This is a genomic window from Alkalihalobacterium sp. TH-98 (assembly GCF_057473385.1).
On sequence record NZ_JBYCKM010000039.1, the window covers coordinates 1 to 21,327 of the forward strand.

A 21,327-nucleotide genomic window follows, 5' to 3' on the forward strand; every position below is an offset into this window, starting at 1 on the left:
GAGGTCACACCCGTTCCCATGCCGAACACGGAAGTTAAGCTCTTCAGCGCCGATGGTAGTTGGGGGCTTCCCCCTGTGAGAGTAGGACGTCGCTAGTCACAAAGCACAATCCAAATGGGTTGTGCTTTTTTAGATTCACTTTGTTTATGATTATTTAATTTTTCTTTTCAAAGAGCTGAGTAGATACTCCTTTATGTATTAAGAGGACTCAGAAGCTCTTATTTATGAACAATATGCCCTTTTGGTCAATTTAGCGGACTCACAGGCCCTTATTGCATGAAAAGTTGGTAAATATCACATGATTTTATGTAAATAAGATCCTCTCAGTCCTCATAAGTCATCAAAACGATGATTTTTGTATAAATAAGGGCTTCTCAGGTCCCTTTTCCCACGTACTCTCTAAAGTTGCTTTAACATGCACTAAAACAAATTTTACTTTTTTGTATGAAAACGGATGAGCAGCTTCTTGGCAGGGGAAGAGCGGATAAAGCGAAGTGTAAAAGGAAGGTCATGTTATGTTACGTTATTTGAATAGAAGACCTTCCTTGTTAACTAACTTTTTATATCAAAAAGGAAAGAAAAACGGCAGCAACAAGACCGCAATTAAGCCGATGAGGAGTTGTAAAGGTATACCTACTCTTACGAAGTCAAGAAATGTATATTTCCCTGCGGCCATAACCATCGCGTTAGGAGGTGTAGCTACTGGTGTAGCAAATGCCATACTCGAAGAAAAGGCAACGGCCATCACCATAGGAAAAGGGCTAACTCCTAATTGTTCGGCTGTTAAAATAGCAACTGGAAATAACAAAACAGCTGTAGCAGTGTTACTAATAAATTGACTAAACACTGAAGTAATAGCATACAGACCTGCAAGGACAGCAATAGGTCCAATCGCTCCTAAACTTTGGATGAGGCCTTCAGACATAAAGGTTACCCCGCCTGTTTTTTCTAATGCTGTAGCCATTGGAAGCATACAGGCAATAAGAATCACAGTTTGCCAGTTAATAGCATGGTACGCCTGATCTGTTTGTCTCACACACCCTGTAAATACCATAAGTAAGGCAGCAACGACAATGGCGACAACTGCTGGAACCCATTCAAACACCATCGCAAGTAACATGAAAAATAGGATGACACCTGCAATCCTGCTTTTTTTAGTAGTATTCGCTGGATCCGTATCCTCAGCAGACGATTTGAGTACAACGGTATCGTTCTTTTCAGCAGAAAGAAGATTGATATCTTTCCACTTCCCATGAACGAGAATCGAATCCCCGTATAGTAATTTTTCGTCAGCAGTCGCCTTTTTGGCTGGTCTAAACTGATGCTTCATTGCTAATACCGTTAATCCGTACTTTTCTCTAAAATTAACTTCCTTAATGGTCTGATTAAGTAATCTTGATTGAGGCGTTAAAATGACTTCAGCTAAATGAGAATCCTCAAGTTGATATGGTTCTCCTTTATATAAAGTCATTCCGGTCTCATTACATAATTTTATAACGGCATCTTCTTCACCAAATATAAGAAAAGTATCTCCAGCTTCAACTACATAGCTAGGCTCTACCGTTATTCTTTGAGATTGTGCACGTCCCGCAAGGTTTAATAGGGAAGGGGCCCCTTCTTTAATTAATTCTAGAACGGTAATATGATACGTACTTGGTAAGTGAAGCTGTTTGATCGTATGGCCTATGATGCTACTTTCTTGAGGTACTTTCACAGAAAAAATGAAATTTGTTATTCCGTATTGATCAACTAGCTCAGCTGCATCAAACGTACCTGTTGTACCATCTTTATTTTCAACAGGTTTATCGAGCATTCTTCGCCCAATAAACCATAAATAAAGAATGCCTCCTAAGAGCATAATCAGTCCAATCGGTGTGAACGAAAAGAAGTTAAGTGCACCATATCCAGCATCATGTAAGCTCTGACTTGCGATTAAGTTTGGTGCAGTACCAATTAGGGTTAAAGCTCCGCCCATACTACTAGCAAAAGCTAGAGGAATTAAAAGCTTTCCAGGGTGAAGTTGCATTTGCCTGCACAAACTAACAACGATAGGTAGGAGAATAGCGACCGTCCCAGTATTACTTATAAAGCCGCTCAAAACAGCTACTAAAGCAAGCATAAAAATGGTTAGTTTCCATTCACTATTACCTGTACTTTTAACTAATAAATCTCCGGCTTTTTGAGCTAGTCCACTTTGAAAAACACCTGCTCCAACAATAAATAAAGCGGCAACCATGATGACTACACTATTAGAAAAGCCAGCAAATGCTTCTGGTACATCAATTAAACCTGTTAATAATAAGGCTAAAAGAGAACTGATGGCAACTAAATCTGCTCTAAAACGTGGAATTAGAAAACAGATGGTAGTTATGATTAAAATTAGAAAGACCAATTGCATATCTGTAATCATATTTGTTTCCTTTCAACTGTGTCATCCATAGAAATACACTCTATTTCTAAAAGGAATAAGAGCATTAAACAGTTTTATAATTGCTAAGTACTTAAGTTACAACCAGCTATTAAGGAACTTTTTTATTATTGTGCACGTTAGACGAGATATTATAAATATAGAAACCATGCAATTTGAATTAATGTAAGAATAAATTAGCCTATTGACTCCAAAAAAAGAGGAAGGACACAACATGTGCCTTCCTCTTTTACTAAATATAATTATTTTCTAATGTTTAATAATGCACGTTCAGCGTTAACGATACCATGTCCATAAAGCTCGTCATATCCATTTTTACCAGCATCAACTGCTGTTTGTTGAAGGCGAGTTTGTACTTGGCTTGGAGATGGTTTTTTACCTGTTATTGCTAGCTCCTGTGCGATATATGCTGCTGCTACACCTGAAACTTGAGGAGCAGCCATTGAAGTACCGCCTTTCCAACCATATCCATTTCCAAATAATGCTTCGGCTTCTGGCCCACGGCCTCCAAATTGCATGTAAGTTGGAACTGCACTTAATACTAAGTATTTACTTCCACCTAGTCTATCTGGTCCTAAATCTCCACCAGGTGCACCTAAGTTGATCGCACCATTTCCGTAGTTAGAGTAGAAAGCTAAACGATCTTCCGTTCCAAAACCGCCACCAGTTGCGGAAACTGTAATTACTCCAGGCATTTGTGCTGGTACGAAGAATACTGCACCACGAGCTTCCCAACCGTCGTTTCGGTTAGCATTTTGCCAATCTGCAACTTTTGCTGGGCTCTTTAAATCTTGTGCAGAGTTACCAGCAGAAGCAACTACTGTAGCTCCTTGGTTTACTGCATAGCGAATGGCACGGTTATAAGCAACATAGTCTGCAGCACTGTTTCCACCGCGAATTTTTTCGCCAGTCTCGGGATCTGTGTAGAACCATTGACCAAGTAAACGAGTACCACCTAAGCTCATGTTAATTACATCAGCACCATCGTTAGCAGCTGCAATAATGGCATCAGTAATCCAAATTTGTTGTGCGCCACCTGTTGCACCAAACACACGATAAGAACGTAATGTTACTCCTGGAGCTACACCTTTCATATTACCGTCTGCTCCAATTGTTCCAGCTACGTGTGTACCATGACTGTTAAAATCCCAAGAGTCAGTAGTACCGGGTACGAAAGTTTTTGAGCCCTCCTCGTCAACAACGTGTGCTAAATCTGGATGATCAAAGTCAAAACCACTATCAATAACAGCAACGACTACATCTTTTCTAGCATCTTTGTAGATATCGTGGCTAGCACCGTTATTCGTTACTTGCTCAATATCCCACTGATAGCCAGACTCCCAAATGTTTTGAATTGGAGCTGCTGAAGCAACTTCTTCACTGGCAACTTCAAATTCAGGTAAATCAAGCGTTACTTCTTGAGAAGGACCGATTGATAATACATGACGATTGTTCATCATTTCTTTTAGGAAAGTAGCAGGTGTATCCGTTGTAACCTCAATAACTCCAATTTGAGGAACCTCATATGTAACTTCTCCACCAGCATTTGAAATGATTTGCTCTACGTTATTTGGTAGACTTTCAGATTTGAATACGACTAGTAAACGTTCCGAACTTGAATTAACCTCAGTTTTCCCATTTGCAAATGCACTAAAACTAAATGATGAAAGGGCTAATACTAGAGTAAGGAATCCGATAATAGATTTCTTAAGTGTGTTTTGCATCATAAAACTCCTTTTAGTTACGATTTTTTAAATAGAAATATTGTTCTACTACGATTTTCTGAATAAATTCTGGTTTTTACCTCCTTTTTTTAATCTATGGTGTAAATGATAAGGTAATTAAAAGTGTATTTCGAATAACGAAAGAACTAATTTTCTGAATAATTAAATAGATAGACATTCCTATATCTTTTATTAAAAAGCTCCTTTAATTAGATATATTTTTTAGATTTTAATGAATAATTGGTAAAATTAGCTCAATTATCGTAAAAAATATAACAGAATATTATTTAGAATTGAACTTCAGGAGTGACCCGGCTATTAATTCTATACGTAAGACCTAATAATAAAGACGTGTTTATACCGGTTTTAAGCAGACTAGTATCCAAATAAAGTGTAAATACTAAGAAAAAATAATTATAGTAGATTATGTCTATATACTCATTTGACTATTTCTCACTAATATTTACAAAAATAGGGATTTACTTTAATACTTCTCTCTTATAGTAAATTTGTTAAAGTGAAGGGAGAGATTCAAATGAAAAAGTGGTTGAAAAGAACAGCGATGTTAGTTGTAGGTTTAGGATTGGTCACACAGTTATTTGTACCTAGTCAGTCGTTAGCGACAAGTCAGTCAAGCTTTCCAGTTCCAGAACAAAAAATTGTAAACGTGGCTCATCGTGGTGCATCTGGACATGCTCCTGAACATACGATGCTTGCATACGAACTTGGTTTAAAAATGAAAGCAGATTACATTGAAATTGATCTACAAATGACGAAAGACGGTACCTTAATTGCCATGCATGATACAACGGTTAATAGGACGACTAATGGGACAGGCGGGGTAAAAGATTTAACGATTGAAGAGATTAAATCTCTAGATGCAGGTTCGTGGTTTAATACTAGAAACCCAGGGAAGGCAAAGGAGGAATATGTTGGACTTAAGGTACCAACGTTAGAAGAGATTTTTCAGCGGTTCGGCAGGAGCACCAATTACTACATTGAGACAAAATCGCCAACTTTATATCCTGGAATGGAAGATAAGTTGCTAGAGTTAATGGATGCATACCGGTTAACAGGAGAGAATGGTCGTTCAAGAAAAGTCATCATTCAATCTTTTCATCCAGATAGCTTACTAATGATTAATCAAATGAACCGAAATATCCCGCTTGTTCAGCTTATTTCCACTCCTTTACTTGGAGAGGCAACGGAGGCACAATTAAATAGTATCAAACAATATGCGATTGGTGTGGGACCAAACTTAAATCGGATTAATCAAGATTTTGTTGAGCGCGTTAGAAATAATGGTTTACACATTCATCCGTATACTGTGAACACAGAGGAAAATATGAGGAAAGCATTAGACTGGGGAGTGACGGGGATTTTTACGGATTATCCAGACCTGTTTGATCAAGTCATTAAAGATTTTAAAAGAAAGAAATAACCTCTTTGCTCGAATAAAGAAGCGTATCAGAATGCTAGTCGAAAATAAGGATAGTGGTAGAAGACGAAATAAGCCAGTTCACCCATATGTTATGGGGGACTGGCTTTCTAGTACATATTTGTCTTTTTTTCGTTGACACCTTTTCATTAATTATTATTGTATAGGTATTCTAAAATCCCATATATATGAGCTGTTTTAAGAAGTATTTTTTCGTGATCATATAAAATGAAACTCTTTATGGAATATAAAGTGACCACGCTCTTCATCAGTTATATTATCGTCTACGTAGCAAGTATAATCTCTTCATTTGCATCTTCATTAAAATTAGGTAAAAAGCTAGATTGAAAGTCTGGAGTATTATTGTTATTAACTTTGGAGGAACAGGCTGTTAACAGTAATACTATTGCTAATAAAAAACCGACCTTTCTTTTCATATAAACCACCCCTTATCAACAGAAATGAAATAAAAAAAACAATCATATTACGTGCTCATCTTTAACAAATTATATCCTAATATTGGAATGTGACTAGAAGAAAAACTATGATCTCGACTATGGACAAAATTATTTCGATAATCTAAACTATTTCCATATGAATTAGATGCGATAGTAAAAAAAAAATGGTACTCTACTATTATGTTTTCTTTTTACTTGAATACGATTCTCTTACAAAACTAGCATTAAAAAATAGATTAATGAGATGAAAGGGATATTTATATGGCCTATACAAAAGAACAAAATGGTGTTTTTCCAGCAGTATGTCCACTTGACTGTCCTGATCAATGTGGCCTGCTGCTACATAAAAAAGACGGAAAAATTATTAAAGTAGTTGGTGATCCTGACCATCCAGTGACACAAGGAAACATTTGTAACAAAGTTCGTCATATGACCGACAGAATTTATGACCCGAAACGATTAGAGTATCCACTAAAGCGAGTAGGTCGTAAAGGGGAAGGGAAGTTTGAACGAATTAGCTGGGAAGAGGCAATTAATGCAATTAAGGATCGCTGGACTAATCTGATTGATAGTAAAGGCCCTGAAAGCATTCTTCCTTATGGGTTTTATGGAAACATGGGAAGAATTAGTGCGGAAGGAATGGACCGTCGCTTATTTAATCGATTAGGTGTAAGTATTCAGGATCAAACGATTTGTTCGGCAGCTGGATCCAAAGGGTATAGTTATACGATGGGTGGAAGCTATGGTACTGATCCTGAGGAGACGATCGATACGAGATTATTTATTTTCTGGGGTGTAAATGCTGTAAGTACGAATATGCATCAAGTAGCACTTGCACAGAAGGCAAGAAAAAATGGAGCGAAAATCGTCGTAATAGATGTCCATAAAAATCAAACAGGGCGCTTAGCGGACTGGTTCATTCCCATTTTACCTGGTACCGACGGGGCACTGGCGCTTGGAATTATGCACATTTTGTTTGCTGAGAACATGACCGATCATGATTTTTTAAAACAGTATACAGTTGGGCACGAAGAATTGAAAGATCACGTGGAGCAGTACGATCCCAATACGGTATCTAATATTACGGGAGTTCCTGTTGAGGATATATATAAACTTGCACGAATGTATGGTCAGACGTCACCTTCGTTTATCCGGATCGGAAACGGATTACAGCATCATGATAACGGCGGAATGGCGGTCCGGACAATCGCGTGTCTGCCTGCCTTAACTGGCCAATGGGTGATAAGAGGCGGCGGTGCAATTAAAGGAAATGGTGCCTTTTTAAATCACAATGTTAGAGCTCTCCAACGCCCTGAACTAAGACAGAATAAAAACGCTCGTGTTATTAATATGAACTTGATCGGGCAAGCATTATTGGAGACGAACGAACCAATTCGATCTATGTATGTTTATAACAGTAATCCTGCAGTAGTTACACCAGAAGGGAATAAAGTTCGTCAAGGGTTGGCAAGAGATGATTTATTTTTAATTGTTCATGATTTGTTTTTAACAGAGACGGCGATGTATGCAGATATTGTATTACCAGCGACTTCTTCGTTTGAGAATACAGATTTTTATACGTCATATTGGCATCATTATATGCAAATCCAGCAGCCTGTTATCGAACCGTACGGGGAAAGTAAATCAAATCCTGATGTTTTTCGACTGATCGCTAACGCTTTTGGGTTTCAAGAGGAGGCATTCAAGGATACTGATGAACAATTAATCCGCCAGTCAATTGACGATGTAGATAATCCGTACGTAAAGGACATTACCTATGAATTACTAATTGAAAAACAATATGTAAAGGCAGATAGAAGGATTGATCTTTTAAATAACCTTCCAACCCCGAGTGGAAAAATTGAATTGTATTCCGAGCAAATGGAACGAGATGGATATCCAGGACTGCCAACGTATACTCCGATTGTGAATGACGGTGACTTGCCATTTTTATTTATTCCAGCACCGAATCATAACTTTTTAAATTCAACGTTTTCCAACAATGAAAAGCATATTTCCTTAGAAAAGTATCCGCGGCTGCATATAAATAGCAAAGATGCAGAAAAACGCTCCATTGAAGATGGCGATACAGTTCGAGTCTGGAATGACCGCGGGGAATGCGAACTGGTTGCAGCAGTTGGAGAAAATGTTTTACCAGGTGTAGTCGTTAGTCAGGGATTATGGGCTGATTTGCCTGGAAAGAAATATTTCGTTAATTCACTCGCACCCGATCGAGTAGCAGACATGGGTGGGGGAGCAACATTTTTCTCTGGACGCGTAGATATTGAGAAAATATAAATTCTTTGAGTAAGAGAGCATCGTTGTTAGAGATGCTCTTTTACTCTGTTCTTGAAAAGCTTGAATAGAATGGGATTACAGTTTGATACTAACAAAATAGTCCTTTGGAAAGGAGAACTATATGAATAAGGAAGAACTAAAAGAAGCGATGAAGGACAAAATTGACAATGTTAAAAGCGGTAAGGTAGAAAGTGAGACCTTTAATATCAGTAGACCTCCTGAAGATTTTGGTGATGCAGTTGAACTCTTTTATAATGAGAAAGAAAAATGTTTTAAAGCTGTCGTATTTGACCCGCAAACAAATACCATTTTTAGTGAAGAAAAGATGGAAGATGAAAAAGAAGTCAGTTCTTTTATTGTTAAGACAGTAAGATGATATTGACAGTATTTTTTACGTAGCGCAAATCGTGCTGCGTATTTTTTATGACGCAAACTTAACATAATTAATAGTAGCTTAGTATAGGTAAAGAAATTAAAGGGGAATAAATAACTAGAGGCGAATTCATATTAGTAATCATATAGTGAGAGGAAGAGACGAATGGCGAATTTAGCAACAAATCAACAGAAAAAACGGCGTTTGTTAACTGTATTCGTTACTATTATTTTAGTAATCATAGGTGTGTGGATAATTCTTAATTTTTTACCTGTACAAGAACGAGCAGCGAAGCCGTTCTTCGAAAGTGATCGTCCAATGGTGATTGCACATCAAGGTGGAGAGCATTTGGCGCCTTCTAATACAATCGTGGCATTTGAACAGGCTAGGCAATTAGGTGTAGACGTCATCGAGTTTGATGTACATATTACGAAAGATGAGCAACTTGTTGCTATTCACGATTCAACGGTTGATCGTACAACGGATGGCGAGGGGAGTGTGGCTGAACTCAGTTTAGAAGAAATTCAACAGCTTGATGCAGGACATTACTTCCAAGACCTAGATGGTGAACACAGTTTTAGAGGAAGAGGAATAACGATACCTACAGTGGAAGAAATTTTTGACAACTTTTCTGAAATGAAGATGGTTATCGAGTTGAAAGCGACTAATCCACCAGGCACTCATCAGGTGATGATTGAATTGTTATGGGATCTTCTTCAACACTATGAGCTAGAAGATCGTGTATTAATTGCCTCATTTGATCACTCTATTATTGAAGGGTTCGATGAGTTGGCAGGTGGAAGAGTAGCAATAAGTGGAGGCCGAGAAGAGATTACTAACTTCGTAGTTTTTAATAAGTTGTTTTTAAACGGACTCTATAGACCGAATGTAGATGCCGTACAAATTCCAACCGAAGAAAGCATCTTTGATCTAACGAGTTCCAGATTAATTAAAGCAGCACATCGACAAGGTATGGAAGTTCATTATTGGACAATCAATGATGAAGAAACGATGAAATTTTTATTAGATCAAGGAGCAGACGGTATTATTACAGATCGACCTGATTTATTATTAAATCTGTTAGAAAACCAATAATAGCATGTTAAAAAAAATAAAAGTACCTGGCACCAATTATTATTGGTACCAGGTACCACTGTTCTTATTTACATTAGACAGACGTTTGTCTTTGAATGAATTCAGACTTTAACAAAGAGAATACGACCGTGTCGTGGTATTGAGTCCCGTCGAAATCGGTTTGTCTTAATGTACCTTCTCTTTTAAATCCATAATTCATTAGTAATTTTTCAGAGCCTTTATTTTTGGCAAAGATGTCGCCAACGATGCGGTTTAATCCTAGTGTATTGAAGCCATACGGGAGCACACTAGCTAATATTTCTGACATCACACCACGCCTTTGGAAGTCTCTCCGAATAACAACACCCATCTCCGTTTTCTTATGCCACATGTTTAACTTATGAAAGCGAAACATTCCAACGATTTCATCACTTTGTTTGTTAATGATTACCCAAGGAATTTCTTTTTCTTCTTTAAAATTCTTAAGGCTTGTCTCAATGTTTACCTGGAGCTCTTGTTCTGATTGAACGGGGTGTGGGGTTATAAACTTCATCGTTTCGGCATTACTCATAAATACAAATAAGTCAGAACCGTCTTCATTAGTCATTCCTCGAAGAAAGTAGTTTTCGGTTTCTAGCGTCGGGATCTCGTTTAAAGTACGTTCGGTCATTTTACACCTCAATTCTATTATTCTTTATTAAGAAGAAAGGGCTTTCTTTAAAGCACTACCAATCTGATCAATCGCATTTTTACCTTGATCTATAATACCTGCCATCCAGAAGAAACCGTGGATCATCCCATCATACCTTGTGACTTCCACCGAGATGCCCGACTCTTTAAGTCTGTTAGCATAGGCTTCGCCTTCATCTCGTAGCGGATCATACTCTGCTGTAATCACTAGAGCAGGCGGTAACTCAGTTAAGTCTTCCGCTAGAAGCGGTGAAGCGTAAGGTAATTCCTTTTCATTTTCCTTTATATACTGTTGAGCAAACCAGTCCATCGCTCCTTTGGTTAAAAAGTACCCTTCACCATTTTCACGGTGGGATAATGTATCATTAGCAAAGTTAGTGGCTGGGTAGATAAGTACTTGATAAGATATAGTAGGGCCACCTCGTTCTTTAGCCATCAATGTTACGACGGCAGCTAAATTTCCACCTGCACTATCCCCACCAACAGCCATCCGACTTGGGTCACCGTTATAACGGGTAATATTTTCGGCTACCCATTTAGTAGCGGCATAGCAATCCTCAGTCGCTATAGGAAAGCGGTGTTCAGGGGCAAGCCGGTAATCGACAGAAACGACTACGGCTTCCGCGCGATTTGTTAAAGCTCGTAGTGGTGGATCGACCACTTCTAAATCTCCTATAACCCATCCGCCACCATGAAAATATATGAAGACAGGGAATGGGCCGTCGCCTTCAGGTGTGTAAATACGAATGTTAATTTCCCCGCCGTCAACAGGAACAGAAGTGTTTTCCACTTTAGCGACATGTTCAGGCAGTCCACCTAAAAATTTGAACTTCTGTGTGTTTAAGCGATTTTCCTTCACGGAAAGTTCATTTACAGGTGGAGTTTTTGCAGTGGCCAGTTGGTCTAAAAAGAATTTGGCTTGCGGATCTAATGTCATCTTCAATTCCTCCAATACAGATATTAGTGAAACGATTATGTAAAGATAATAAATCTAGTATGATGCTCGAGAAAAATAATAAAGAATAAATATTCTTCTCGAATAATTCTTGATACCTCTATTGAACCATATCTTATTGGAAAATTCTAAAAAAAATAATGATTTTTTCAAGGATTTTTCAAAGAAATATAGAATTATAAAAGAATAGGAAGCAATGTATCTATTATTATTTCAAAAAAGAGGTGAGAACGTGGTAAGTAAAAATAGACAAATTTTACTAGCACAACGACCAAATGGATTGCCAGACGAATCAACATATAGCTTTGTGGAAACGGAGATCCCTTCATTAGAACCAGATGAAGTTCTCGTAAAAGCTCAATATTTATCGGTAGATCCTTATATGCGAGGAAAGATGAGTGATGCGAAATCATATACAGCGCCATTTGAACTAAACAAACCTCTGCAAGGTGGAGTAGTTGGTACTGTTATTGAATCAAAACATCCCAAATTTAATCCTGGTGATACAGTAACCGGACTCCTTGATTGGGCAGACTATACAGCTATCAACGGAAATGAAATTCGAAAAATAGACCCAAGTCGTGCACCAATTACTACTGCTCTTTACGTTACAGGAATGCCAGGTTTAACAGCGTATTTTGGATTACTCAATATTGGTCAACCAAAAGAAGGAGAAACTGTCGTCGTTTCAGGTGCAGCTGGTGCTGTTGGGATGATCGTCGGTCAAATTGCTAAGATCAAAGGATGTCGTGTTGTTGGTATTGCTGGTTCTGATGAAAAAAATGCGTATTTAACAGAGGAACTAGGCTTCGATGCGACTATTAACTATAAAACGACTGATAACATTCGCAAAGCATTAAAAGAAGCATGCCCGAATGGAATTGATGTGTACTTTGATAACGTAGGCGGGGAAATCTCAGATGCTGTATTCTCACTATTAAATTTTCACGCTCGTATCGCACTTTGTGGTCAAATTGCACACTATAATGATACACAAATTGAAATGGGTCCGCGTTTCTTAGGGAATTTCTTAAAGCGAAGTGTTCTGCTAAAAGGATTTATCGTTTCAGACTATGCAGATCAATATAGAGAAGGCGTTAGTGATTTAGCGAAATGGTTAAGTGAAGGCAAAATTAAATATAAAGAAAATATCGTTGAAGGTTTAGAGAATGCACCAGATGCATTTCTAGGATTATTTAGAGGTGATAACCTCGGTAAGCAACTCGTTAAAATCAGTTAGGTTCTAAGTGATTTTAATTAATTGCAAATAGATAAATAAACTATGAAATGTGAGGATGGTTAAGAATGTCAAGTCAACTATCTGTGAATATTACAGATCAAGTCGAATTACCAGTCATTGCAGCACCGATGTTTTTAGTTTCTGGGCCGGAAATGGTCATAGAAGGTTGCAAAGCAGGAATTATTGGGACTTTCCCACTATTAAATGCTCGTACTGGAGAAATTTTAGAAGACTGGATGAACCAAATCAATGCAGAGCTAGACCAAGCAAGAAATGAAGAACCAAACCGAAAAATTGCCCCGTGGGGAGTTAATCTCATTATTCACCGTTCCAATAAAAGATTTGAAACGGATTTAGAGGTATTAAAAAAATACCAGCCACCAATTGTTATTACTTCACTAGGAAATCCTGCTGAAGTAGTGAAAGTTGTTCATGCATATGGCGGCCTTGTGTTTTCAGATGTAATTTCGACGACACATGCCAAGAAAGCATCAGCTTGTGGGGTTGATGGGTTAATTCTTGTTTGTAATGGAGCAGGAGGGCATGGTGGTACGATTAACCCAGTTGCCTTTGTTGCTGAAGTCAAGCAATTTTGGAATGGTATTACAATCTTAGCAGGTTGCCTCTCGAGTGGAAGAGATGTGCTTGCAGCCCAAGTACTTGGAGCAGATTTTGCTTATATGGGTACTCGCTTTATTGCTACAAAGGAAGCAATGGCGAGTGAAGGGTATAAGGAGATGTTAGTTGAATCAGATGTGGATGATATTCTTTATACCGATGCAATTAGCGGTGTTAATGCAAACTTCCTTATTCCGAGTCTACAAAAAGCGGGTCTTGATCTAGATAATTTACAAAGACCTGATAAAATAGATGTAGCTCACGCTGATCACCATGAAAACGAAGCAAAAGCATGGAAGGATGTATGGTCAGCTGGACAAGGGGTTGGGGCGATTAAGAAAGTTCAACCGATTGCAGAAGTTGTTCGTGAAATGAAAGAAGAATACCAGCAAGCGGCTCAATTAGTAAGTAATAGTTCGTTTGCATCAAAAGTTTAATATATTATATAGGAGGACTCAGGAATTCAAGTTCCTCGGTGTCACAGAGATCTATGTATTTTAAAAATGCATAGATCTTTTTTATTGGAGGTGTTAGTCATATACTTTAGTCATCCTTTTTATTTTGAGCTCAATGATCCTCAGTTTTACTTATATTGTCACTATATAAAAGAGTAAAATATAGTACAATATGAGAAGAGCAATGTCACTTGCTTATTGAAATAAAAAAGGTTTGAAACATGTTTGTTTCTATTTACTTATAAAGTTCTACTTTTAATGGTAAGATATGAGTAGTAATTATACGTATTTCATAGAGAATAGCTTGTGTAAGGAGGCTTAACAATGGCTCAACAAAAATGTGAAAGTTGTGGGCACGATATTACGAGAAAAGAAATTACCAAGTCACTATTAAAAGGGTACAGTCCCATTACTTGTAGTAATTGCGGTAAAGTTCATTTAGTGCAACAAATTTCAAAACTAATCATTGCGATGCTAGTTACATTTCCAATTGTATTCTTTGTATTATTGTTATCCACAGCGATTGGGTTATCAGGACCTCAAACGTTTGTAGTAGGTGCAATTCTACTCGCAATTACTTTATTTGCTTCACCTTTTATTGCAAGATGTGAACCAGCTGAAAATCAACAGATGTAGAAAAAATAGTAATATACAAATTAAAAACCCAAAAACGATCCTAGATATTGGATCGTTTTTTTTTTTTGTCTTATTAACGTAACAAATTGTATCCAAATACTAAAATGAATATCTATATGGTTATATAGGTTTAGTAATAAAGGTTGTAGTTTGTCATTAAATGTAAAATTACTTCACACGGTCCTGTATAAAAATACACAGATATTCTTTCTTTTCCGACAAAAAAATAGATAATTCATGTTCTTTTCTAAATTAACAACCAATTATAACACAACTATTTTACTATTCAAAATATTCCGTTAAATTTTCTGTCAAAGTTGTTATTTTATTTAGAGAATGCTTGTACTATTTAGTTATCAAAACAGAGGAGGTATATAGAGAGTGGAGAAACCAAACAAAAATATGACAAGAAGAGACTTTCTAAATCAAGTAGGAAGGCTAGGTGGCGCTGTAGCTGTATTTGGTGCAATGGATACTTTAGGGTTATTCGGAACACCTACATATGCTATGAAAAGTGATTTCAACCTTCCAAAAAAAGGTGACTTACCTAATGGAAAGAATGGTAAGACGATCATTATCCTAGGAGCAGGGATTGCTGGGCTTTGTGCCGCTTACGAAATGTCAAAGGCAGGCTATAATTGCAAAATTCTAGAAGCGCGTGATCGTGTAGGTGGTCGAAATTGGACCGTACGCGCAGGAACAACTGAAACAGAAATTGGGGGTGTAAATCAAACTGCTCAATTTGCAAGAGGGGAATACTTTAACGCTGGGCCAGCAAGAATCCCGCAGCATCATATTACGATGGACTATTGCCGTGAGCTAGGTGTACCGCTTGAGATTTTTACAAATACAAACGAACATGCTTACTATTACCGTGAAAATGTCGGTGCTCTAGCTAATACGAAAATTAGAAAGCAAATGATTAAAGCAGATATTAGAGGGCAAGTTTCTGAGTTATTAGCAAAGGCAGTTAATCAGTCGGCGTTAGATAGCGAGCTATCTGCTGAAGATAAAGAAAGAATACTAACTTACCTTCGTGGTGAGGGTGGATTAAATGCGAACTATCAATATACAGGGTCAAGTGCTCGTGGATATGATATTTTTCCAGCAGCAGGATTAGAGCCAGGAAAAGTTGGTGATCCATATACTTTAAGTCAATTACTTGCGTCTGGTATGCCTAATAGTATTAGTGGTGAATATTCATTTAATCAACAACCAAACATGTTCCAGCCTGTTGGTGGGATGGATGCGATACCGAAGGCGTTTGAAGAACAGCTTCCTGGCAAAATCACCTTTGGTGCTGAAGTAAAAGAGATTCGTCAATCACCTGATGGTGTAAAAATTTTATATACTGGAAAAGGAAAAGGGAACGGCGCAGGAAGCGGTAACGTAAGAGAAATTACGGGAGACTACTGTATTTGCACAATACCTCTACCGGTATTGACGAAGATCCCTGCTGATTTTTCTTCAGAAATGCAACGTGCCATAGGAAGTATCAGTTATGCGACGACAGGTAAAATTGGTCTGCAATACAAACGCCGTTTCTGGGAGGAAGATGAGCGTGTGTATGGTGGGATGACAACAACGAATCTTGATATTAATCAAATTTGGTATCCTTCATCAGGTTATGGAACACAAAAAGGAACTATTGTTGGTTACTACAATTTTGGTAATGATGCTGTGGCTCTTGGGGATATGTCAATTGCTCAGCGCCAAGCACATGCTTTAGCACAAGGAGCGAAAATTCATGGAGCCAATTATAAGAAAGAGTTAGAAGCTGGCTTTTCTCTAGCATGGCATAAAATTGAGTATAGCGAAGGTGGATGGGCAAATTATAATGCTACACAAAGGCAGAATGAGTACGTTATTTTGAACAAACCAGATGGGCGTATTCATCTAGCGGGTGAACATTTAAGTTATATGACAGGCTGGATGTCAGGAGCTATTGAATCCGCATTGATCGCTGTAGGTGCTATCCATGAAGAAGTGATGAAAAGTCCAAGTGTTGCCTCATAACAAAGGAATAATAACAACGAAACTATTAAAAAAAGTATAGAAATTAGAGGAGGAATAAATGATGAAAAAATTTTCAAAAAAAGTTGTAGCATCCGCAATAGTTGGGACAAGCTTATTAGCAGGGGTTACGTTTACTGCAGCAAATGGTGATATGGCTAAACTGATAAGAGGAAACGATGTCGTATTTTTCGGAAGCCAGACTTCTTCCATATCTAGTTCAGTAGCGATACCACATAATTATAATAAACTTTATTTCAGTGGGACGGTTCCGGTTGTAAAAGATAGAAATGGTTCAACTATTTATGAAAGGTATGGGAATACAGAAGAACAAGCGATTACAATCTTAGAGCGATTTAAAAAAGATTTAGAAGGAAAAGGATTATCGATGTCAGACATCACTTATTTACGTGTATATGTGGTTCCAGATCCAGAACATCCAGAAAATCCTGGTGAAATTGACTATCAAGGTTGGTTCAATGCCTATGCAAAATACTTTAATACAGAAGAAAACCCTGTAAAAACCGCTCGTTCAACGGTTGGAGTTGAAGGTCTAGTAAACTCAGATTGGCTAATTGAAATCGAAGCAGAAGTCGCTTACAAAAGCATTAACCCAGGAAAAGGAAAATAAATAAAAACAATTGAGTAGGAGATGAGTTCATGTTACAAAACATCGGAGTTCCCGGTTTAATTTTAGTATTAATAATCGCGCTTGTGATTTTCGGCCCATCCAAGCTCCCTGAGATTGGAAGAGCAGCTGGAAGAACGTTAAGTGAATTTAAAAGTGCAACGAAAGATCTAGTCAATGGAAATGATTCCGAAGAGGAAAAGTCGAAAGAAGTGAAAAGCTGAGGCGATAAATTTAAAAAGGAGATGTAAACAATTGTTTACATCTCCTTTTGTATAAAGGATGTGATCATATGACGGTAAAAGAAATGAATTTAGTCGACCATTTAGAAGAGTTGCGAAAACGATTAATTATTGTCATTAGCTTTTTCCTTCTTGCCCTAATCGTGTCGTTTGCATTTGTTGAAGATATTTATGACTGGCTTATTATTGCTGCCGATCAAAACTTAACGATTTTAGGTCCAAGTGATATTTTATGGATCTATTTTATGATCGCTGGATCGTGTGCGATTATCATAACGACACCGATTATTCTTTATCAAGTATGGAAGTTTGTAGAACCCGCCGTAAATGAAAAAGAGCGTAAAGCAGTTTTTCTGTTTCTTCCACTATTATTTATTTGTTTTACGGGTGGAATTTCATTTGGTTACTTTGTTTTATTCCCAAGTGTTTTATCTTTTTTACAAACATTAGCGGCCGACCAACTGAATACGATGTATACAGCAGAAAAATATTTTAAATTTTTATTACACTTAACTTTACCTATTGGATTTTTGTTTGAAATGCCAATTATTATCATGTTATTAACAAGGGTTGGTATCATTAACCCTGTCATGCTGGCAAAGACAAGAAAAATTGCTTATCTAATCTTAACGATTGTTTCCACGCTCGTTACACCGCCTGACTTTATATCAGCTCTTATCGTTATGGCACCTCTCATTTTACTTTATGAAATAAGTATTAGTATTTCGAAAATAATGTATAGAAAGAGATTGAGAGTTCTTAAAGAAGCTAGTTAAGGTATAAACAACAACAGTAGTTTAGTGCAAAATAATAAGGTCAGGGTATCCTTTTTTACTAAGGAGCCATCCTGACCAGTAGTATAGTCAATTATAAATCAATAGAAATACATTTTTACCCTTTGGATAATAAGGATCGTAAAAAATCCTTATTCACTAACATATCATCTAGTGTATATCCATCCAGTACTTGTAAATAAGCTTTCATAGCCTCATTCAATACATGTTTTAAGCGGCACCCTGAACTAATCATACACATGTTTCGCTCCGCATCAAAACATTCGACTACTTCTAAGTCTTCTGTTTGTCGCACAACACTTCCAATGTTAATTTCACTTGGAGATTTAGCAAGTCTGATCCCGCCATTCCGCCCTCTAATCGTTTCTATTAATCCGAGTTTGCCTAGTTCGTAAACAATCTTACTTAAATGGTTATTTGATATCCCGTAAGCTGTAGATATCTCTTTAATACTAGCCAGTTTGTCCTTAGAGAGAGTGCCTAAGTATAGAAGAACACGAAGAGAGTAATCTGTATAAGTTGTTAACTGCATGCCAACCCCTCCGTTCAATATATCAACGAGTATTATACTTATATTTTATCATAGTAGCATAAAAGAGTATTTTATTTTAGTTTTGTCTATTTCGTGAAAAGATGTATTTCAAATATTGCTTTTTAAATCCTTCCGTGCTTAAATTAAAGATGTATTTTAAATATATGTTTTGATATTTATGGGGAGATGATCGGAAATGACCACTACAAAAACATTAAGTCAAGAAACGATTACAATTATTAAATCAACAGTTCCAGTTCTTGCAGAACACGGGGAAGCGATTACTAAGCGTTTTTATCAAATGATGTTTGAAAACCATCCAGAGTTGTTACATATTTTCAACCACGCAAATCAGAAGCAAGGAAAGCAACCTAAAGCGTTGGCTAATTCGGTATACGCTGCGGCTGCTCATATTGATAATCTGGAAGCTATTATTCCTGTCGTTAAGCAAATTGCACATAAGCATAGAAGTTTAAATGTGAAAGCAGAGCACTATCCAATTGTTGGGAAACATTTATTGTTGGCCATTAAAGACGTGTTAGGGGATGCGGCATCAGATGAAATTATTAATGCCTGGGCAGATGCTTATGGAGTAATTGCGGATGTGTTCATTGCAGTTGAAAAAGAGATGTATAATGAAGCTGAGCAAAAAGAGGGCGGTTGGAAGGAATTTCGTCCATTTACAGTTGCTAAAAAAGTACAGGAAAGTAACGTTATTACTTCCTTCTATTTGAAGCCTTTAGATGGTGAGGAGATTTCGGATTATCTGCCTGGGCAATACATTTCAGTTAAAGCCCTTATTGATGGGGAAGAATATAACCATATTAGACAATATAGTTTATCGGATGTTTCAGGGAAGGACTATTATCGTATTAGCATAAAACGTGAAGTCGCACGTGGAGACATTCCAGCTGGAATCGTTTCAACGTATATGCATAACGAAGTGAACGAAGGCGATGTTCTTGAAATAACAGCTCCAGCCGGTGATTTTGTTCTAAACACCGAATTAACTCGTCCTGTCGTTTTAATAAGTGGTGGTGTGGGCCAAACGCCAATGATCAGCATGTTAAAAACGTTATCTCAACTTCCAGAAAAGCAAATCACTTATATTCACGCAGCGATAAATGGAAACTATCACGCATTAAAAGAGGAAGTAGCAACAGTTGTTTCAGAAAGTAATAATATTGACTATTTTCTTGTTTATGAACAACCAACAGAGGAAGATCGAACAGCCCAAACCTATCAGAAAGAAGGATTTATCGATCTTGATTGGTTAAAAACAGTGGTGCCTAATAACGATGCAGAATTCTATTTCTGCGGACCTGTTCCATTTATGAAAGTAATTAATCAGTCATTAAAAGATTGGGGAGTCCCTGAGGAACAAATCCATTTTGAGTTTTTCGGTCCAGCTGGTGATTTAGAAAAGTAAGATAAGTAAAACGTACAATCAAGGGGAAGTTTAATATTTACGGATAAAACTCATTACTAAAACCGCAATGGCTTTCGTTCCATAGCGGTTTTATTGCTACTTTAGTTGGTTGTTTGAAGGTGGAATGAAATGCTCTTAATCTATATCATCATCGCGGTTGCATTTATTGATACGTTTTCCCAACTTCCGATTATTGCACCTTTTGCCATTGACGTAGGTGCCAGTCCGTTCTTAGTTGGAATTATTATTGGAATGTATTCGTTTGCAAATCTGCTTGGGAATTTGTTATCAGGTGTTTGGATTGACCGTATCGGTTCTAAACGGATTTTATATGTTGGGATGCTTACGGTTGGTGTAATCATCTTTTTCTATTCAACGGTCAGTAATGCATATGAATTGTTAGTCATTCGATTTTTCCATGGAATGGCAGGAGGTCTAATTGTTCCTGCTGCCTTTACGTTTTTAGGTTCCAGAGGTGAACGGGCGGAGAACGGAAGAACCATGGCTTATTCAGGTGCAGGTGTCGGTATCGCTGCGATTGCAGGACCAGCAATAGGTGCAATTGTCAGTGGACGATTTGGTTATGATATTCTTTTTTATTTGATCTCGAGTTTAATGATAGTGTTTGGTGTTCTAGCAACTGTCTTTTTAAGAGAAAAGAGTAAATTAAGAACTTCTGCAGTAAAGAATAATACATTTCCTAAATTCAAAGAACTTGTACCTGCCTATTTATCCATCTTTTTGTTAATGTATTCTTTAGGTTTATTAACGTATTCGTTACCTTTGAAAGTAATCGACCTCAATTTATTTACAGAACTGACAGGGATTTTATTAAGCGTCTTCGGTTTGGTAGCGATAATAATTTTTGTACTCCCAACCAATAGGATATTTGATCAGTGGAATAAATCTAGACTAATGAAAAGTGGTCTAATCGTTATATCCATTGCACTGTTCTATTTAGCCTTTGCTGTGACGTTATCACATATGGTTGTTGCTATGGTTATTTACGGAATTGGATTCGCGCTTATTTTTCCGTCAGCAAGTGGAACAGTCATAGAACGAACAAGGGAGAAAGAAAGAGGAAAAGCATTTGGTCTTTTCTATGCATTCTTTTCATTAGGTGTCATTTGTGGTTCTTTCTCTGCAGGGGTGTTCTCGTTTATACCAGCTTATCAATTTGTTATCGGGGGGATGCTCGTGTTGTCTACAGTATCCATTTATACAATTATTAGGATGTTAAGGAAAACTAAATGAAGAAAATGAAAAATATAAAAAATTTAAAATTATTAAACAAATATGATC

At 37.3% G+C, this 21,327-nt stretch carries 19 protein-coding genes and 1 rRNA gene; 14 read left to right on the top strand and 6 right to left on the bottom strand.

Features of this window, described 5'->3' with window-relative positions:
• Positions 1-98: ribosomal RNA gene (gene rrf / locus AC2VNP_RS13870) — 5S ribosomal RNA — on the top strand; the annotation flags it as partial.
• A 467-nt stretch (positions 99-565) separates the two neighbouring features.
• Here the strand turns inward: rrf and AC2VNP_RS13875 are convergent.
• Complete coding sequence (locus AC2VNP_RS13875) at positions 566-2,410, bottom strand: SLC13 family permease (RefSeq protein WP_486917899.1); 1,845 nt, start codon at positions 2,408-2,410, stop codon at positions 566-568.
• 260 nt (positions 2,411-2,670) lie between these two features.
• Positions 2,671-4,155: a S8 family serine peptidase gene (locus AC2VNP_RS13880; protein ID WP_486917900.1), complete on the bottom strand. Its 1,485-nt coding sequence runs from the start codon at positions 4,153-4,155 to the stop codon at positions 2,671-2,673.
• Between the two features lie 532 nt (positions 4,156-4,687).
• On the opposite strand from AC2VNP_RS13880, the gene AC2VNP_RS13885 reads away from it, so the two are divergent.
• Entirely contained in the window at positions 4,688-5,593 is a 906-nt protein-coding gene (locus tag AC2VNP_RS13885; protein ID WP_486917901.1) for a glycerophosphodiester phosphodiesterase, read from the top strand.
• A gap of 281 nt (positions 5,594-5,874) precedes the next feature.
• On the opposite strand, the gene AC2VNP_RS13890 is transcribed toward AC2VNP_RS13885, so the two are convergent.
• Positions 5,875-6,027: a hypothetical protein gene (locus AC2VNP_RS13890; RefSeq protein WP_486917902.1), complete on the bottom strand. Its 153-nt coding sequence runs from the start codon at positions 6,025-6,027 to the stop codon at positions 5,875-5,877.
• Positions 6,028-6,309: 282 nt separating this feature from the next.
• Between AC2VNP_RS13890 and AC2VNP_RS13895 the strand changes: the two genes are divergently transcribed.
• From AC2VNP_RS13895 to AC2VNP_RS13905, 3 genes are all read left to right on the top strand, one after another.
• Positions 6,310-8,346, top strand: coding sequence for a molybdopterin-containing oxidoreductase family protein (locus tag AC2VNP_RS13895; protein WP_486917903.1), 2,037 nt, complete (start codon positions 6,310-6,312; stop codon positions 8,344-8,346).
• A 121-nt stretch (positions 8,347-8,467) separates the two neighbouring features.
• Positions 8,468-8,722 carry a hypothetical protein gene (locus tag AC2VNP_RS13900; protein WP_486917904.1) on the top strand — a complete coding sequence of 85 codons (255 nt, stop codon included), beginning with the start codon at positions 8,468-8,470 and terminating at the stop codon, positions 8,720-8,722.
• A gap of 162 nt (positions 8,723-8,884) precedes the next feature.
• A complete protein-coding gene (locus AC2VNP_RS13905) occupies positions 8,885-9,814 on the top strand; it encodes a glycerophosphodiester phosphodiesterase family protein (protein WP_486917905.1) in 930 nt (309 codons plus the stop codon).
• A 73-nt stretch (positions 9,815-9,887) separates the two neighbouring features.
• Here AC2VNP_RS13905 and AC2VNP_RS13910 read toward each other — a convergent pair whose 3' ends face one another.
• Both AC2VNP_RS13910 and AC2VNP_RS13915 read right to left on the bottom strand, forming a co-directional pair.
• Entirely contained in the window at positions 9,888-10,463 is a 576-nt protein-coding gene (locus tag AC2VNP_RS13910) for a GNAT family N-acetyltransferase (protein ID WP_486917906.1), read from the bottom strand.
• A 27-nt stretch (positions 10,464-10,490) separates the two neighbouring features.
• A complete protein-coding gene (locus AC2VNP_RS13915; RefSeq protein WP_486917907.1) occupies positions 10,491-11,420 on the bottom strand; it encodes an alpha/beta hydrolase in 930 nt (309 codons plus the stop codon).
• 214 nt (positions 11,421-11,634) lie between these two features.
• Between AC2VNP_RS13915 and AC2VNP_RS13920 the strand changes: the two genes are divergently transcribed.
• From AC2VNP_RS13920 to tatC, 7 genes are all read left to right on the top strand, one after another.
• On the top strand, positions 11,635-12,678 hold the full coding sequence (locus AC2VNP_RS13920) for an NADP-dependent oxidoreductase (RefSeq protein ID WP_486917908.1): 1,044 nt from the start codon (positions 11,635-11,637) through the stop codon (positions 12,676-12,678).
• A gap of 65 nt (positions 12,679-12,743) precedes the next feature.
• Positions 12,744-13,733, top strand: a complete 990-nt coding sequence (locus AC2VNP_RS13925) for an NAD(P)H-dependent flavin oxidoreductase (protein WP_486917909.1) — start codon at positions 12,744-12,746, stop codon at positions 13,731-13,733.
• A 342-nt stretch (positions 13,734-14,075) separates the two neighbouring features.
• Complete coding sequence (locus AC2VNP_RS13930; protein WP_486917910.1) at positions 14,076-14,387, top strand: TIGR04104 family putative zinc finger protein; 312 nt, start codon at positions 14,076-14,078, stop codon at positions 14,385-14,387.
• A 381-nt stretch (positions 14,388-14,768) separates the two neighbouring features.
• Complete coding sequence (locus AC2VNP_RS13935) at positions 14,769-16,403, top strand: flavin monoamine oxidase family protein (protein ID WP_486917911.1); 1,635 nt, start codon at positions 14,769-14,771, stop codon at positions 16,401-16,403.
• 58 nt (positions 16,404-16,461) lie between these two features.
• Positions 16,462-17,031: a Rid family hydrolase gene (locus tag AC2VNP_RS13940; protein WP_486917912.1), complete on the top strand. Its 570-nt coding sequence runs from the start codon at positions 16,462-16,464 to the stop codon at positions 17,029-17,031.
• Positions 17,032-17,060: 29 nt separating this feature from the next.
• Positions 17,061-17,252 (top strand): twin-arginine translocase TatA/TatE family subunit, encoded by a 192-nt coding sequence (locus tag AC2VNP_RS13945; protein ID WP_275118999.1) that lies wholly within the window; start codon positions 17,061-17,063, stop codon positions 17,250-17,252.
• Between the two features lie 68 nt (positions 17,253-17,320).
• The gene (tatC, locus tag AC2VNP_RS13950) at positions 17,321-18,046 is read left to right on the top strand and encodes a twin-arginine translocase subunit TatC (RefSeq protein ID WP_486917913.1); all 726 of its coding nucleotides are present in this window, start codon (positions 17,321-17,323) and stop codon (positions 18,044-18,046) included.
• Between the two features lie 115 nt (positions 18,047-18,161).
• On the opposite strand, the gene AC2VNP_RS13955 is transcribed toward tatC, so the two are convergent.
• Positions 18,162-18,596: an Rrf2 family transcriptional regulator gene (locus AC2VNP_RS13955; RefSeq protein WP_486917914.1), complete on the bottom strand. Its 435-nt coding sequence runs from the start codon at positions 18,594-18,596 to the stop codon at positions 18,162-18,164.
• A 196-nt stretch (positions 18,597-18,792) separates the two neighbouring features.
• Between AC2VNP_RS13955 and hmpA the strand changes: the two genes are divergently transcribed.
• Together hmpA and AC2VNP_RS13965 are read left to right on the top strand one after the other, a co-directional pair.
• A complete protein-coding gene (gene hmpA / locus AC2VNP_RS13960; RefSeq protein WP_486917915.1) occupies positions 18,793-20,025 on the top strand; it encodes an NO-inducible flavohemoprotein in 1,233 nt (410 codons plus the stop codon).
• Positions 20,026-20,154: 129 nt separating this feature from the next.
• Positions 20,155-21,279, top strand: a complete 1,125-nt coding sequence (locus AC2VNP_RS13965) for an MFS transporter (RefSeq protein WP_486917916.1) — start codon at positions 20,155-20,157, stop codon at positions 21,277-21,279.
• The last annotated feature ends 48 nt before the right edge of the window (positions 21,280-21,327 follow it).

Bases quoted from the DNA above. Each gene is read 5' to 3' on its own strand.
- AC2VNP_RS13955 (WP_486917914.1), bottom strand. From the start codon at position 18,596: ATGCAGTTAACAACTTATACAGATTACTCTCTTCGTGTTCTTCTATAC.
- AC2VNP_RS13875 (WP_486917899.1), bottom strand. From the start codon at position 2,410: ATGATTACAGATATGCAATTGGTCTTTCTAATTTTAATCATAACTACC.
- AC2VNP_RS13880 (WP_486917900.1), bottom strand. From the start codon at position 4,155: ATGATGCAAAACACACTTAAGAAATCTATTATCGGATTCCTTACTCTA.
- AC2VNP_RS13890 (WP_486917902.1), bottom strand. From the start codon at position 6,027: ATGAAAAGAAAGGTCGGTTTTTTATTAGCAATAGTATTACTGTTAACA.
- AC2VNP_RS13940 (WP_486917912.1), top strand. From the start codon at position 16,462: ATGATGAAAAAATTTTCAAAAAAAGTTGTAGCATCCGCAATAGTTGGG.
- AC2VNP_RS13895 (WP_486917903.1), top strand. From the start codon at position 6,310: ATGGCCTATACAAAAGAACAAAATGGTGTTTTTCCAGCAGTATGTCCA.
- AC2VNP_RS13925 (WP_486917909.1), top strand. From the start codon at position 12,744: ATGTCAAGTCAACTATCTGTGAATATTACAGATCAAGTCGAATTACCA.
- tatC (WP_486917913.1), top strand. From the start codon at position 17,321: ATGACGGTAAAAGAAATGAATTTAGTCGACCATTTAGAAGAGTTGCGA.
- hmpA (WP_486917915.1), top strand. From the start codon at position 18,793: ATGACCACTACAAAAACATTAAGTCAAGAAACGATTACAATTATTAAA.
- AC2VNP_RS13930 (WP_486917910.1), top strand. From the start codon at position 14,076: ATGGCTCAACAAAAATGTGAAAGTTGTGGGCACGATATTACGAGAAAA.
- AC2VNP_RS13945 (WP_275118999.1), top strand. From the start codon at position 17,061: ATGTTACAAAACATCGGAGTTCCCGGTTTAATTTTAGTATTAATAATC.
- AC2VNP_RS13900 (WP_486917904.1), top strand. From the start codon at position 8,468: ATGAATAAGGAAGAACTAAAAGAAGCGATGAAGGACAAAATTGACAAT.
- AC2VNP_RS13920 (WP_486917908.1), top strand. From the start codon at position 11,635: ATGTATCTATTATTATTTCAAAAAAGAGGTGAGAACGTGGTAAGTAAA.
- AC2VNP_RS13885 (WP_486917901.1), top strand. From the start codon at position 4,688: ATGAAAAAGTGGTTGAAAAGAACAGCGATGTTAGTTGTAGGTTTAGGA.
- AC2VNP_RS13965 (WP_486917916.1), top strand. From the start codon at position 20,155: ATGCTCTTAATCTATATCATCATCGCGGTTGCATTTATTGATACGTTT.
- AC2VNP_RS13905 (WP_486917905.1), top strand. From the start codon at position 8,885: ATGGCGAATTTAGCAACAAATCAACAGAAAAAACGGCGTTTGTTAACT.
- AC2VNP_RS13910 (WP_486917906.1), bottom strand. From the start codon at position 10,463: ATGACCGAACGTACTTTAAACGAGATCCCGACGCTAGAAACCGAAAAC.
- AC2VNP_RS13915 (WP_486917907.1), bottom strand. From the start codon at position 11,420: ATGACATTAGATCCGCAAGCCAAATTCTTTTTAGACCAACTGGCCACT.